General features: G+C 68.1%; 9 protein-coding genes. 1 reads left to right on the plus strand and 8 read right to left on the minus strand.

Features of this window, described 5'->3' with window-relative positions:
* Positions 1-151: 151 nt before the first annotated feature.
* From OG707_RS17595 to OG707_RS17615, 5 genes are all read right to left on the minus strand, one after another.
* A complete protein-coding gene (locus OG707_RS17595; protein WP_329119300.1) occupies positions 152-4432 on the minus strand; it encodes a LamG domain-containing protein in 4281 nt (1426 codons plus the stop codon).
* 704 nt (positions 4433-5136) lie between these two features.
* The gene (gene tgmC, locus OG707_RS17600; protein WP_329119302.1) at positions 5137-6258 is read right to left on the minus strand and encodes an ATP-grasp peptide maturase system methyltransferase; all 1122 of its coding nucleotides are present in this window, start codon (positions 6256-6258) and stop codon (positions 5137-5139) included.
* Positions 6251-7216: an ATP-grasp ribosomal peptide maturase gene (gene tgmB / locus OG707_RS17605; RefSeq protein WP_329119304.1), complete on the minus strand. Its 966-nt coding sequence runs from the start codon at positions 7214-7216 to the stop codon at positions 6251-6253. Before tgmB ends, tgmC begins: the two co-directional genes overlap by 8 nt.
* Positions 7213-7494: a putative ATP-grasp-modified RiPP gene (tgmA, locus tag OG707_RS17610; RefSeq protein WP_329119305.1), complete on the minus strand. Its 282-nt coding sequence runs from the start codon at positions 7492-7494 to the stop codon at positions 7213-7215. The genes tgmB and tgmA overlap by 4 nt, the downstream gene beginning before the upstream one ends.
* Before the next feature lie 270 nt (positions 7495-7764).
* The gene (locus OG707_RS17615; RefSeq protein ID WP_443071343.1) at positions 7765-8031 is read right to left on the minus strand and encodes a DUF7848 domain-containing protein; all 267 of its coding nucleotides are present in this window, start codon (positions 8029-8031) and stop codon (positions 7765-7767) included.
* A gap of 417 nt (positions 8032-8448) precedes the next feature.
* Here OG707_RS17615 and OG707_RS17625 point away from each other — a divergent pair, with 417 nt between their 5' ends.
* Positions 8449-9789, plus strand: coding sequence for a hypothetical protein (locus tag OG707_RS17625; protein WP_329119311.1), 1341 nt, complete (start codon positions 8449-8451; stop codon positions 9787-9789).
* A gap of 48 nt (positions 9790-9837) precedes the next feature.
* Here the strand turns inward: OG707_RS17625 and OG707_RS17630 are convergent, their stop codons facing one another.
* The 3 genes from OG707_RS17630 to OG707_RS17640 all read right to left on the minus strand — a co-directional run bounded on the left by OG707_RS17630 (position 9838) and on the right by OG707_RS17640 (position 13264).
* Positions 9838-11571: a relaxase/mobilization nuclease domain-containing protein gene (locus OG707_RS17630; protein ID WP_329119313.1), complete on the minus strand. Its 1734-nt coding sequence runs from the start codon at positions 11569-11571 to the stop codon at positions 9838-9840.
* Complete coding sequence (locus tag OG707_RS17635; protein ID WP_329119315.1) at positions 11568-12131, minus strand: MobC family plasmid mobilization relaxosome protein; 564 nt, start codon at positions 12129-12131, stop codon at positions 11568-11570. Before OG707_RS17635 ends, OG707_RS17630 begins: the two co-directional genes overlap by 4 nt.
* Before the next feature lie 344 nt (positions 12132-12475).
* Entirely contained in the window at positions 12476-13264 is a 789-nt protein-coding gene (locus OG707_RS17640; RefSeq protein ID WP_329119317.1) for a DUF2637 domain-containing protein, read from the minus strand.
* Positions 13265-13546: the final 282 nt, after the last annotated feature.

Raw genomic sequence — 13546 nt, forward strand, 5'->3', positions numbered from 1 at the left:
CCCTCACTGTGTTCGTCTCCTTGCCGTGCAGGCCATATGAGCCCCGCACGGCGGGGAGCCCCCATCAAAGAAAGTTCTGACTTTGCTTCATGTCCGACCACGTCTGACCGGGTGGGGCGGCTGGACCCGCCGCCCCACCCGGTGCTTCAGGTCACGGGCCCGGGGTGGTAGCGAGCTCGTCGCCGTTGGCCAGCTCGGCGATTTGGGTGTCGCTGGCTGCGCCCTGGAAGAGCCACAGGTCGTCGATGGCGCCGCTGAAGTACTCGCCCCAGGTGCTGACGCCGGTCATCGTCCGGCCCAGCTGGAGCCCCTTCGTCGCAGCGAACGGACGCACCGCCGAGTTCCACGAGACCTTCTCGGTACAGGTGGGGTCGTCGGGTTCGCCGTTGTCGTCGTCGTCCGCGCACAGGTTCTGCTGCAGCTGGCCGTCGACGTACAGGCGCACCTGTCCGGCGAGGGCGTCGTAGACGAGCGCGATGTGGTTCCAGGACATGTTGTTCTGGAAGTTCGTATGCTCGGCGATCGCGGTGGTGGCGGTGGCGGAATCGGCATTGGCCATGACCACCTGCCAGCGTCCCGCATTCGCCGGATCTGTCGCGTCTGGCACGTACCTCACCGAGAGGGCGTTGGCGGTGGTCCCGCCCATACTCATCACCGTCACTGGCTTGGTGGGCCGGCCTGGTGTGGTCACCCACGCGCTCGCGGTGAAGCTGGTGCTGGTGTCGATCGGTGCGGCTGCTGTGGTCGCGTAGCCGTTGCTGGTGCCGTCGAGGAGTAGGCCACCGGTGCCGACCATGTTGTTGCTTCCGCTGGCATCGATTTGAGCGCCGGTGCCCAGGGTGAGCGGGTGCTGTGCAGTGGTTGCCTCGTCGGCGGAGACTGCGGGAGTGCCCGCGGATGCGTCGAGTCTCCACCGGCCCTTGACCAGGGGACGCACCTGGTAGAGCTTGGCGATCTCCGCATCGGTCAGGATCCGGTCGTACATCTGCACGTCGTCGATCTGGCCCTTGAAGTACTGGCTGACCGTGCCGGCCTGGGAGAGCGCCCCGATCATGACCGGGCCGCCCGCATACCAGGCGTCGGGGTTGGCTTTCGCCCCGACCAGTTTTCCGTTGACGTACAGGCGCAGTTCGTCGGTCACGGCGTCGCGTACGCCCACCAGGTAGGACCACTCGCCCGGGGTGGCCTTCGCCGCAGCGCCCTGGGCGATGTAATTGTTCGTCGCGGTGGCAGTGTCGGCGGTCGGCTGGCTGAAGGTCCAGCCCACGGACGGGGAGAAGTACAGGCCCGGTCCGCCGCGGTTCGTGCCGATCTGGTTGACGACCATGTTGTTGGTGGTGGGGAGAGTGGACGGCAGCTTCGCCCACGCGGAATACGTGACGCTGCGCCGGGTCTCCATGTGCGGGCCGTCGGTGGCCGCGTAGTCGTTCACTCCGTCCAGCGTCAGCGCCTTTCCGTACACCCCGGCGTCCCCCGCCTTGAGACCACCGGAGAACACCGCGGGATTGACGTCAGCGGGCCCATTCACCTCGGTCGTCGCAGTGCCGTCGTCCGCCGTGGCGGGCTCGTCCAGGCGGAAGTGCGAGACGGCGGGGCGGCCGGTGCCGATCGACCGCTTGTTGAAGAGATTGACCACGTCCCCATCGGACAACGGCTTGTCGAACAGCTTCACGTCATCGACCAGGCCGGGGAAGAACTTCGAGGGGCCCGCCCCGCCGTAGGAGCTGGCACCGATCTGCAGTCCCCGCCGGGCGTTCCAGTACGCGGTACGCGGCGTGGTACCCACCAAGACGCCGTTCACATACAGGCGCAGCACCTGGTCACCCAGGGCGGCGACCCCCACCAGATGAGTCCACTGCCCGGCGGTGGCACCGCCGGCCTGCGCGGCCATGGCCTTGGTCGGGGTTGCCGTCGTGGTGTCGGCCGAATAGTCGGCGAAGACCCAGCGATTGTCAGTCTTGGAGTAGTACAGGTCGAAGCCCGGTCGGTTGTTGCCCAGTTGGGCGACGGACACCGCATCGGTATCAGGCATCTTGGAGAGGTTCACCCAGGCGGAGACGGAGAAGGACTCGCCTGTTTCTACCGCGGAGATGTCGGTGTCCGCGTAGTCGTCGGTGCCGTCGAGTTGCAGCGCCCCGTCCAGGGTGCCGGCCGCCCCTGTTTGGGCTCCTTGCTCGAGCGTCGCGGTGCGCTCCTGGGCGCTGCCCTCGGCCTGGGTGGCGCCGTCCGGCTCATCCAGTTTCCACTGGGCGCGCGAGGGCTGGCCGGACCTCACCCGGAACTTGTAGGTGGAGACCTCGGTCTTTCCCACGTTGCCCGCGCTGTCGAAGGCGGAGGCGGTGATGAACTGCAGCCCCGAGTCGGTCGGCGCGATGCTGACGTTGACCGCCGCACCACTGGTGGTCGTCACCGTGTGCTTGGTGCAGTCCGGGTCGCTGTTGATGCCGTAGCAGTACTTCACCACATCCGTAGAGGATTTCCCGATAGTGAAGCTGCCGTAACGGCCCGGCCCGTCATACCCCGCGTCCGTGGGGTCACCGGTCATCACACCCGGGTAGTCACCCGAGACGATCGCCGGACCCGCCGGAATCGTCGTGTCGATCGTGAAGTAGCAGGCGGTCGCCGCACCGGTCTGCGACCACGGCGAATACTGCGCCCCGTCATAGGCACGGGCATACCAGGCCAGCGACTTGTTCAGCGGGACAGTGGTCGGCAGGGTGATCGTGAAGGGCGAGCCGGACGCCTTGGCCGTGGTCAGCGAGGAGGTCCAACGGGTAGCGAAACCCTTGCTGTCCCCGGTGTCCCAGGACACGGCGAACTGCACCTGCACCGGCTCATTGTCCGGATCGGTCGCCACCGCCGTCACCGAAGGCCGCGAGCGCACCCAGTCCTGGGTGGACGGACCATCGCAGTCGCCGCCCGGACTCATGGACAGTTTCGACATCGGGATCTGGTTCGGCGGCTTGTTGTACTTCACCCGCAGATACGCGTCGTCGGAGAACCGCTTCCACCCGTATTTGTCGGTCTCCGTGCCGGCCCGCAGCCCGAAGTAGGTGTACGCCGAGTTGTGCGCGGCGGCGTACTTCACCCCGTTGATCGCGTTGAACTCCACGTCCGCACCCGGGCACCCGCTGCCACCACCGTAGGCGACATCCCGGGAATCCAGCTTCTCTAGCCAGTTGTCATCCGAGCTGTTCCACGTCGTCGACGAATCGAACGCCTTCGCCCGCCACAGCTCAACCGACCGCCCGTCACACGAAGCCGAATGAGTCTCGTGCGCGATGAACTGCGCACTCAGGATGGTCTTACCCGCGAACGCCGAGGTGCTGACCTTGTAGAAAAGCCGCTTGAGGTCATAGGGGGCGCAGTAGTCCCACGCGCAGTCACCGACACCCGCATCGGAATCACCGTTGAAGCGATACTGGGGGCTGCTCGCCCAGTATCGGGAGACCATCGTCCAGTCCCCCGCCTTGGGGGTATAGGTTTTCGGATCGATGTAGACGGGCCAGTTGGTCTTGGCATCGGTGAGCATCGACTGGTCGGGGGTCAGCGTCAGCTGTGACCCGTCCGCGCTCACCGCCGTGCCGATCGGTGCAATCTGCGAAGCATCCGTCGGACCCTGGGCCGCATCGTCAGCCAAGGTGCTGTCCGCTGCCGCGGCCAGGCCGGTCTTCGTGCTCTGCGTGGCAACCGATGTGGTGCCCGAGTCCCACATCACCGGCTTCGGTGCGGCGAACACCAGCCCGCCCGCCGCAGTGTCGGTGGCCTGCAGCCCGCCGTCCGCGGTCGTGCCCACCGTCAGACCCTGGGTGTCCACACCCAGCTTCAGCTCGGCCAGCTCCGGGCTCGCGGCCGCGGCCGCCGTCCGCACCACCAGCAACTCCGAGAAGCCATCGGTGTCCGACCGCAACTGCAGGTCCACATCCGGCACCGTCGGCAGCACGTTCTTGTACAGAGCCGTGTCACCGCTCAACTCCGGCACGGGCAACGGCGTCGGCCAGGTATAGGCGAGCGTGCGCCCCGCCTGCTCCAACTGTGCCATCGGGCCAGTACCGCCACCGGAAAACGTGATCCCGGTCGCCGCCGCATTCGGCGCAACCGAACCATCCGCCCGCTTGGCAAGGGTGTTGTCGATGTCCTTCCACACCCCGCCGACCCGAGTACGGACCGGGCGCAGATGCTGCACCGCCTCCAACTGGCCGTCCGGCGTGGCATACGTCTCGCTCGACTCGTCCCGCATCGACGTGATCTCCACGTTCGCGCCACCGGACTCCGCCGCATCCAGGGCCGCTTGCTGTGTCAGCGCGGACTTCACCGGCTTCGCCCCGCCGGCAAGCGCGGCCGGGTGTGCCGCGGCATGCGCCACCCCGTCAAGGCCCGCCTGAGGCACCAAGCCCACCAGCACCGCCAGTGCGGCGGTCGCCGTGAGCATCCCGCCTCTCACACGCCATGCAGAAATACGCACCCCGAAGCCCCCACCCCAGTTACACATCAACTTCACAGATTCCAGCGGACCTTACGCCCGCCCTACGTGAGCAGGTCAAGCCCGAGAGCTACGTCCTCCAGAACCCCAGCCGACACCAGATGGAAAGCGCTTTACCTTTCGCGACGGACCAGGCAATCGGCATGGAAGATCACTGCACGCCCGATTTAGCTCAGCCACATACATGGACATCTCGACCAGTCACCGCCCGCTCCCCCGACGTCCGCCAGCCACACGCAGCCACACCTGACGAGAAACGACCATGCAGAATCTTGACCTCCAGTTGACGCGACCTTGGTGCTGCTATCGGTCAGCAAACCGGTGGCGGCTCCTTGCGGAATGTCATCGCACGCCCCGTTCACGACGCAATCGCGTCTTCGCCAGTCGATCCGACCCCGGCAAGTGGCGGTGTTCGGCGCGTCGGGTGGGGGGCACTGCGTTGGAGACGGCAGCATTCCGGGTGTCAGCCACCGTCGTACACAGGCCAGTCGGCCACCGACGCCAGCAATGGCAACGGCTGGGTCCACCCCTGGCACGCTTCCCCGCAGTACGAATCGCGGCGCGTGGCGTCCGGGCATCTTGCGGCTGTCGCCTTCGACAGGATGCCCACGCCCGTCGCGGCAGGGCCCCCGGCTGTCTGCCGGGCGGCCGGTTCAGTCCCAGGTGAGAGTGTGCCCCGAGGAGCCGATCTGGAGGCGCAGCCTCTCCGGCGGGGGCTCCCCCGCCAATTTCCAGTCCTCGATGCTGCCGGTGATCTTGTCCCAGAGGCGTTCAGGGCCGCCCTGGCGGGCCAGCCATCGGCCGTCGTCCTGGAAGACCGTTGCCCAGGCTCCGGATGTCACGTCGATGAGCAGGTGTTCCGTGCGGCCATCGCGCTCCAGGACGAGGTGTTGGGTGCTCGGGGCGGCGAACTGGGCGATGAACCGGGGTGTCCAGTCGGCCAGCATGCTCGCGCCCATCGAAGTCGGTTCCATCGCGGCCGCGGTCAGGTTGGGCAGGATGCCGAGTGGTGGCGGTTGGTGGGCGCGCGCGAGCATGAACGAAACCTGTCCGCCGAGGAAGGGGCCGCTTGCGGTGCCGTCCTCGGCGACGGTGAGGCGGACCAGTTCGGAGGCGTGCATCCACCCGCCGACCGTCACCAGGATTTCCCCGCCTGGCTTGGTCTGTTCGATCCAGGCAGGCGGGACGGTGCGCACACCGCAGGTGGCGATGATGCGGTCGTACAGGCCCCCGTCGGCGTGCCCGGCGAGGCCGTCCCCAACGATCCGCAGCGGCCGGCTTCCAATGCCTGCCAGTGCCATTGCGGCGCGTGCCGAGACCTCCGGATCGACCTCGATCGTGGTCACGTTCTCCTCACCCACTACGCGTGACAGCAGGGCTGTTGAGTATCCGGTTCCGGTGCCGATCTCCAGGATCCGCATGCCGTGCGTCGCGTGCAGCTCTTCCAGCATGCGCACCACGAGGCTCGGCAGGGTAGAAGAGGAGGTCGGAGCAGCGGCGATACGGCCGTCCAACTGTTCAGGGAAGACCGCTCCAGCGACCTGGGTGACCAGGGTGGTGTCCTCATAGATCGCGGCAAGTCCGCCGTCGGCGGCCGGGGTTACGGGCCGGTACCAGCCGCCTCCCTCGTGCTCGAACCAGCCGCGGGAAAGAAATGCCTCGCGGGGGACCGAGGCGACGGCGTCCTGCCATGCGGGGGTGCGCAGGGCTCGGGATTTGGTGATCCTCTGGACCAGTTCGGCGCGCAGGAGCTCGGATGTGGGGTGGTCAGTCACGTGGGGGCTCTCCGTTCTCCAGGAGGTCGGCGACCGCTGTGGTGATGGGGAGGTCGGCCGCCGCTTCCAGCCATGCCCATTGGCCGTTGGGGTTGCACTCCAGGAACCACCAGGTGCCGTCTGCGGTCACGGCGAAATCAAAGGACCCGAATTGGAGGCCGAAGTACGCCAGGAACTGAAGCAGTGCGCTCCTGATGTCTGGAGGGCACTGCACGGCTTCGTAGCGAAGATTTCGGTACTGCGCGCGCCAGTCAACGACGCCGGGCGGGGACGTGATCCGGGCGCAGAACACTTCGGTGCCCACGACGACAGCGCGCACATCCGCGGTCTTGGGTACCTGGGCCTGGAACAGGTGGGCGCAGTGGCCCACGGTCTCGTCGATCTCGCCGGGGTCCACCGGTGATGCCCAGATTCCGGCGGGCTCTCCGTCCACCTCGTAGGCGGCGGCGTGCAGCGGCTTGTAGATCGTCGCCTGTTCGGCGGTGAACGACTTGGCTTCTGCCGGGTCGCTGGTGATCAGCGTCGCGGGCACGGTGAGTCCGGCCCGGCAAGCAGTCGCCAACTGGGCGGGCTTGTATTCGGCCCGTGCGATCGCCAAGGGGTGGCTCAGGTACAGGCAGCCGGAGAGCGCGCCGAGGACGCCGCCCAGGCCCCGCCGGTTCTCCCGTGCTGCGAACGCGGCGTCTTGAGTATCGTCGGCCGGGGCGTAAATGTTCGGTCGGCGGTGGTAGAGCGCGCGCACCCCGCCGAGGTCCGCGGTGCGTCCCTCCCTGCCCAGGGTTCCGGTCCATCCGCTTGGTCCCAGGCTGGCGCGGAGGACAGCGGGGCTGGGGAAGTCCCGGCCGGGGTCGAGCCGTAGGACAGGCACCCGGCGTCGGTTCAGTTCATGGATGACCAGATCCGCGGTCGCGTCTTCGTTCTGGGTGGAGATCAGCACCGGGCGCCTGTCCGTGCTCATTGGCCGTCGTCCGTCTCGTCCTGCTCTGCGTCGTGGCCGGTGTCGGGGTCGACTTTCCCGTCCTTGCTCACCTGCGTCGGTGGGTAGGTGTTGACCGACGTGCCGTGCTTGCCGAACTCCACCGGGAGCATCTGCCCGTCGCTTCCGATCCATCGGCCGGTCTGCGTCTGTGGGTCAAGTCCCCCGTACTGCCAGGGTGTTGCCTCGCCATTGCTGAGCGGGGCCATGCGCTGCATACCCCAAGGGGTTGCCGTCTGATGGGCGGGCTGCTGGTGCATTGTGCCTCCTCGGTTGTGATGGAGAGTGCTGCGAACCCGGCCCCGGCGTGGTCCTGCCGGGACATTGCCACCGAGGCCGGGCGCCTGGACCCGTCTCCTGTCGGGGCCGCCCATCGCGGTGGGGGAGCCATGGCGGAGACCTCCCGGCAGGAGACGGGGGTCATGGGGGTGTGGAGGCGAGCCCTGCACCGATGACGAACCCGCAGGAAGCCGAGATCGCGATGATGAGCAGAGGCCCTGCGTAGCGGCCCACGTAGGTTGCCCATCGCCTCATGGCCGGACCTCCGCGTACGGGTTGCCTCGCCGGGGCTCCACACGCCAGAACGTCTCGGTGAGGAGCTTGAAGCCGCGGTGGTCAGGGTTGCGTCCGGTGTGGTCCAGGGCCCATGTCTGCGATGGGTTGCCGTCGTTGTCGGCGGCCGGGGACTCGGCCTGACACGTCATGCATGTCATTTGGAAGATCGCTACGGGAACGCCTTCGCCGTTGTCTCCGCTGAGGGTCCATTCCGCGTGGGCCTGGAACGCGCGGGTACTCATGCCCGGCCCCCGTTGCGACTGCGGGCATTCGCCTCTGCGACGCGGGCGCTCAACAGCTCTGCCATACAGACCGGCTCGACCTGTTCGGGCCTCGCGTCCCACTCCTTGCCACCGTTGACGGGCCGGAGCTGAACGTACGGTCCTTCGTGCCCTCTCACTTCACCGACGCGACCCGTGGCACCGTCGCGGACGAGCTCACCGACAGGGAGTGCACTCACGCGATCCGCCTCCCCGGCCCGCCGATGACCACAATTCGCCGCGTCGCCGCTCTCGGCTCGTCCCGCTCCTCCGTCATCACCTCTGGTCCCCTCGCTTGGCTGGATCGCATACGAAGAGCTAACCCCCACCGCCCCCAGGACGGGTAGCTTGGAAAGGAGGCCGGGGCATTAATGCCATTAACACTGGCGGGAGTTGGTAATGGCGGATCGTGCGCGCACCCCCAATACAGGACTCAGGAGCCTGCTTGACCAGGCGAATTGGTCCGAGCGGCAACTCGCACAACAGGTGAACCGGCTCGGCACCGAGACCGGACTCAAGCTCACCTACCAACAGCCCGCAGTGGCCCACTGGCTCAACGGCGCGCAGCCGCGAGAGCAGGTCAGGCCGCTGATTCTGGCCGCGTTCGAACGAAAACTCGGCCGCCCCGTCACCCACGCCGAAGCCGGGCTCACGCCACCCGCCACCACGGAATCGGATGACACTGTCGAGGAACTGATCGACCTCACAAGGGCGGACATGGACCCAACCCGTCGCAAGCTGGTGACCGCCGGCATCTTCAGCGCGGCGTTAGTGGTGCCTCTCTTCGAGAGCCTGACCGCGCACGCCGACGAACCGGTCTCACCGGGCAAGAAGACCGTGCGCATCGGTGAGGCCCAGGTCCGCGCCGTACGCACGATGACCGACCGGATCGCCGACATCCTCGACGAGCTCGGCGCAGGCCACGCACGCCCCATGGCAGCCGCGTTCCTGACCAACACCGTCGGCCCATGGCTCAAGGCCGAAGCCTCCCAGCAAGACCGCAAAGACATGCTCGCCGCGGCATCCGACCTCGTGTACCTCACCGGTTGGATGGCCATGTACGAGCGGGCCCATGGCCTCGGTCAGACCTACTACGTCAAGGCCCTGCGCCTGGCCGCCGACGCGGAGGACCATGTCACCTACTGCCGCACCCTGCGCGGAATGAGCCTTCAGGCATCCAACCTCCGACACGGCCAACTGGCCCTGAATCTCGCCGACTCCGCCGCGGAGGCCGCCCCCTCGGCCGGTCCGCGCCTGGTCGCCTTCCTCCGCGGCCAGCAGGCCCACGCCGAGGCCATGGTGGGCAACAAAACCGCAGCGTTCTCCAGACTGCGGGAGACCGAGACAGCCCTGTCCAAGGCGGACAACCGGCGCGACGCGATCGGCGGCTACGACAAGACCGCCTACCTGTTCCACGTCTCACACGTACTGAACGAGACCGGGGATCTGCCCGGCTCGATCAAGGCCCTGCAGAACTCGCTGCGCATCCAGGCCCCCAACGAGCGGCAAGGCCGCGTCCACGCGTATGCCGTACTCGCTCAACGCCAGTACGAACACGGACACCTGGACGCGGCATGCGCCTCGTGGGGCCGCTTCCTTGATGAGTACGAGCACATCTCATCAGCGCGCGGAGATGAGCACTTCGACACCATGCGCAAGAGGCTGCGCACACACTCCACTGTGCGCTCAGTACGGGAACTGGCAGGCCGAGCCCACGAGGTCGCCACCCTCAAGAACTGAATGCGGCCCGCGTCCTCAGCCGGCCCGCCGGCCCCGCCGAACCGCCCCTCAGCGCTTCCGTTGCTGCTGAGCGGCCTCTCGCGTAGTGGCCAAGGGTGACTGTTCGTCCCGCTGCGGCTGTCGGGAGAACCCGGCTGCCATGGTCGAGCGTTGGCGGGCGGCTTCGGCTCGCCGGTTGGTTGCGGGGTGGTGGCCGGTGTGCTGAATGCGGGTGATCAAGACGCGAGCGGGCTGGCGGGCGGTGTCCAACTCGCGGTGCACCGCAGCCTCCTTGAGGAGTCGGTGGGGTTCATGGCCGCGACCTTCGGCGTCGGCGAGGACCGTGGCGAGCGCGGGCCAAGCGGAATCAGCGAGGATGCGCTCAGCCTGGTCGGGGATGGCATTGCGTACGTCACTGGCCAGGGTGAAGCGGGCCTGCTCCTTGGGCGAGCGGACTTCGAGGTCGGCGAGCACCGGCAGGAGCGCGGTGTTGGCAGCAGCCTGGAGGTGCTGGACGGCTTGGCGGGCGGCGTCTGCCTGGTGGGCGTGTCCCTTGGCCTCGTGCCAGCGTCCGGCGAGGATCGCGGCCCAGACGAGGGCTGCGACCAAAGCGGCCAGGGCGCTGCCGTCGGGGCCGGTGGCCGTGTGCACGATGTCGCGGGCCGCACGGCGCAGAGTGCCGGCGGCGCGGTCTTCCGCCCGTATCCGAGATCGCTCAGCGCGGGCGAACACCCGTGCAGCGGCATGGAGTTCTGCACGCTGGTGAGTTGGTGCCCGTTGGGCAGTGGCTTCGATGAGTTCACCGAGAGCGGCGATGTGGGCCTGGGCCCGCGCGTCCCCTCCGTCGCCTGTGCTGGTTTCGGTGAGGTCGGTGTGGAAGGTGTCGAGGGCGTCGGTGGCTTGCCGCCAGGGAGTGGTGGGCTGGTTGCGGCGGGCGGTGGGGTGTTCTTCGGGGACGACGCTTTCCAGTCGGGCCTTGAGCTTGGGCAGGGAAAGGTCGGGGGCGATCCTCCCGCCCGGGTGGTAGATCTGCTCGCCGTCCTTGTTCACGTCGCCGGGTCGGCCGACCGCGTAGCCGAGGAGGTCTCCGGACGGGCCGCGCCTGGGCTTGACGGCGATGCCCTCGGCTTCGAGGTAGGCGAGGAGTTCCTCGGCGCTGCGGGCGTGGGGGATGGCGGCTCGGATGCCGGCCTCCAGCCACTGCTTGCTGGGCTGTTCCCAGCCCAGGCGCTCGGCCTTGTGCATCTCACCCTGGGTGGGGCGGCGAGTGGCGGTACGGTCGCCCTTCTTCAACTGCCGTAGCCCGTAGTCCTTTTCGACCTGGCGGCAGGCGTCGCCGACGCGGATGCCGCTGTCGTGGAGCTTGGGGCGGCGGCCGTCCTCGCGGACAGTGGTGGCCAGAATGTGGATGTGGTCGTCCGCGTGACGTACGGCGATCCACCGGCAGCCCAGGTCGTCGCCGGGCGGGGCAATGCCGGCGGCTTCGACAATGCGCTGGGCGATCTCGCCCCACTCCGTGTCGGAGAGGTAGCGGTCCTCGGGTGCGGCGCGCACGGGACAGTGCCAGACATGGTCGGTGACCGGTTCGCCGAACTCGCTGTTCCGCAGGCGTACGGGTGCGTCGAGGTGACGGCCGAGCTGGGTGAGGGTGGCGTTCTCGTCGCGGCCGGGGTCGGGCATGGCGAGCATCGCGAAGGCGGCGACGAGGTGCGGGTCGAGGTGTTCGTCCTGGCGGCCAGGTCCGTAGAGGTAGGCGAGCAGACCACGGGTGTTGGACCCGGCCCGTTTGATGGCGGCGATCATGCGGCGGCCTCTCCCTCGTCCGGCACGGCGGGCTCGCGCAGGGCCTCGGCGATCAGTTCCAGCAGTTGCTGGAGTTCGGTCAGGTGCTGGCGGATGTCGGGTGGGGTGAGGTCGCTGTTGAGGGCGCGGGCGATCTGGTTGACGTTCACGCCGATGCGGTTGAGCTGGCGCAGCACTTGGGCGCGGAACATGTGGGTGCGGCGGCGGTCCTCCGACAGGGGCAGGTTGGCGGTGAACCGGCCGTCGATGAAAGCGAGAGTGATGTCGGCAGCAAGGCCGGAGTCGCCTTTGTAGCCGTGCTCGGCGGCGGCCTCCAGGAGGCGGGCGTGCTCGTCAGTGGTGAAGCGCAGGGGGCCGACGCGAGCGGTGCGCTTGGTGCCGGTGTAGCGGCGAATCGTGGGCTGGGCGCTCTTCACGGTCGGCTCGCCGGCCACGGCAACGTCTTCACGTGTGGGGCGGAGGATCTCGTGCTGGACGGTGTGGAGCATGTCCGGGTCGGGGCCGCTCCCGGCCCCGACCTCCTGGTCCGGCGCCCCCTGGCGCTGGGCCGTCTCCGCCACCCCTGGGGCGGAGACCCCCGAAGACCGGCCATGAGTCGGACTCGGGGTACTACTGGCTCCGCCAGGAGCAGCCCGTCCCAACGCCCGCCGCAAACGTTCCGTCAGTGTCAGGGACTTCGTGAACTGCAACGACTCTTCGGAGGCGTCTCGAGGGTGGTGCAGGTCGTGCGGCATGAGCGGCTCTCCGGAAGAGGCAGGGCGAGCGGGAGGCTCGACGGGGAACGTCTGGGAATCGTTCGGCTGACCGCCACCCCATCCACAGGTGTGGACGGACGGGCGGGGTGGTAGTCGGTGACCGGAGCCGGGTGGTCGGAAGAGGTTCCGGCCACCCGGTCGGGTTCCGGTCAGGCGTTGGCCGGATGGGTCTCGGTGGCGTTTTCGAATTCGGGCCGGAGGATGTTCATCACCTCGGTCAGCCGCTTGCTGCCGATCGTGAGTCCTTTGGCCTCAACTGCCTTGCGGACGACGGCGCGAGTGAGTTTGCCCTGGTCGGCTACCGCGACTCGGCCGGTCTCGACGAGTACCTCCAGCGGGGCGCCGGGCGGACGGCCTCCCCGCGGCCTGCGCTGCGCAACTTCCGTTGACGGTTCCGGGCACTGGGCGGATACCGCGGCGGGCAGCCCGCTGGGCTGGACTCGCTCAACCTGCTGGGTGGGCGCGGTGACCGGTGGTTTCGGTACCTGGACCGAAGCAGGCTCCGCGCTGCTGACGGAGCGGTCGACCAGCCGGTGGATCTGGCCCATGAGCACGCTGAAGGCCAGCAGGGCTGCGGTCGGCGGCACCGCAGCCACCACGTAGTCGAGCAGCGGTATGTCGCGGCCATGACCGGTCCCATTGACCCCGGCCACGTTCAGCGCGATGGAGCCGAGCGATCCGGTCGCGGTCAGCGCGACGGCCGACAAGTCGCCCTCCCCGCGGAGGCCCGTGTGGAGCATGAGGAGTTCGCCCGCGACGATGAACGCGTCCAACGTTGCGGGCCAGGCCCACTGGCGTATCGGGGAGCCGCCCAGTCCGTGCTGGCCGGCCACCTCGGCAAGGTGCGCGTAGGACAGCCAGAACGCTCCGGCCGTCAGGGCAACGATCACGATGCCCGCCGTGATGAGCACGAACTGTTCGGCAGCATGCTTGGTCACCTGCGGCCTTCGTGTGCCGGGCCGCTTGCGTGGAAACTTGCGGCGCATCTGGTGGCGAAGAGAAGAGAGTTTCAAGCGGACTACTCCTGGGGGTGCTGTGGGGCGTCTTGGCCGTCTCAGCCGTTGCAAGCGCAGGTCAGCGCGGGTACGGCAACCGCCATGGCGCTTCGTCCCGGCGAACGCCGCCACCGTCTTGTCCCTTCTCGGGACACGAAGCGGCGGGTCCTGGGCGGGCCCGGCCTCACGCGGGCCGTGTTCCGGGTCGGAACAGGGGCGGGTGCG

This window comes from Streptomyces sp. NBC_01465 (assembly GCF_036227325.1).
Lineage (GTDB): Bacteria > Actinomycetota > Actinomycetes > Streptomycetales > Streptomycetaceae > Streptomyces.

What these genes read in the sequence shown, in the direction of transcription:
- tgmB (WP_329119304.1), bottom strand. Translation starts at nt 7,216, where the DNA reads ATGAGCACGGACAGGCGCCCGGTGCTGATCTCCACCCAGAACGAAGAC.
- OG707_RS17615 (WP_443071343.1), bottom strand. Translation starts at nt 8,031, where the DNA reads ATGAGTACCCGCGCGTTCCAGGCCCACGCGGAATGGACCCTCAGCGGA.
- OG707_RS17625 (WP_329119311.1), top strand. Translation starts at nt 8,449, where the DNA reads ATGGCGGATCGTGCGCGCACCCCCAATACAGGACTCAGGAGCCTGCTT.
- OG707_RS17630 (WP_329119313.1), bottom strand. Translation starts at nt 11,571, where the DNA reads ATGATCGCCGCCATCAAACGGGCCGGGTCCAACACCCGTGGTCTGCTC.
- tgmA (WP_329119305.1), bottom strand. Translation starts at nt 7,494, where the DNA reads ATGCACCAGCAGCCCGCCCATCAGACGGCAACCCCTTGGGGTATGCAG.
- OG707_RS17595 (WP_329119300.1), bottom strand. Translation starts at nt 4,432, where the DNA reads ATGCTCACGGCGACCGCCGCACTGGCGGTGCTGGTGGGCTTGGTGCCT.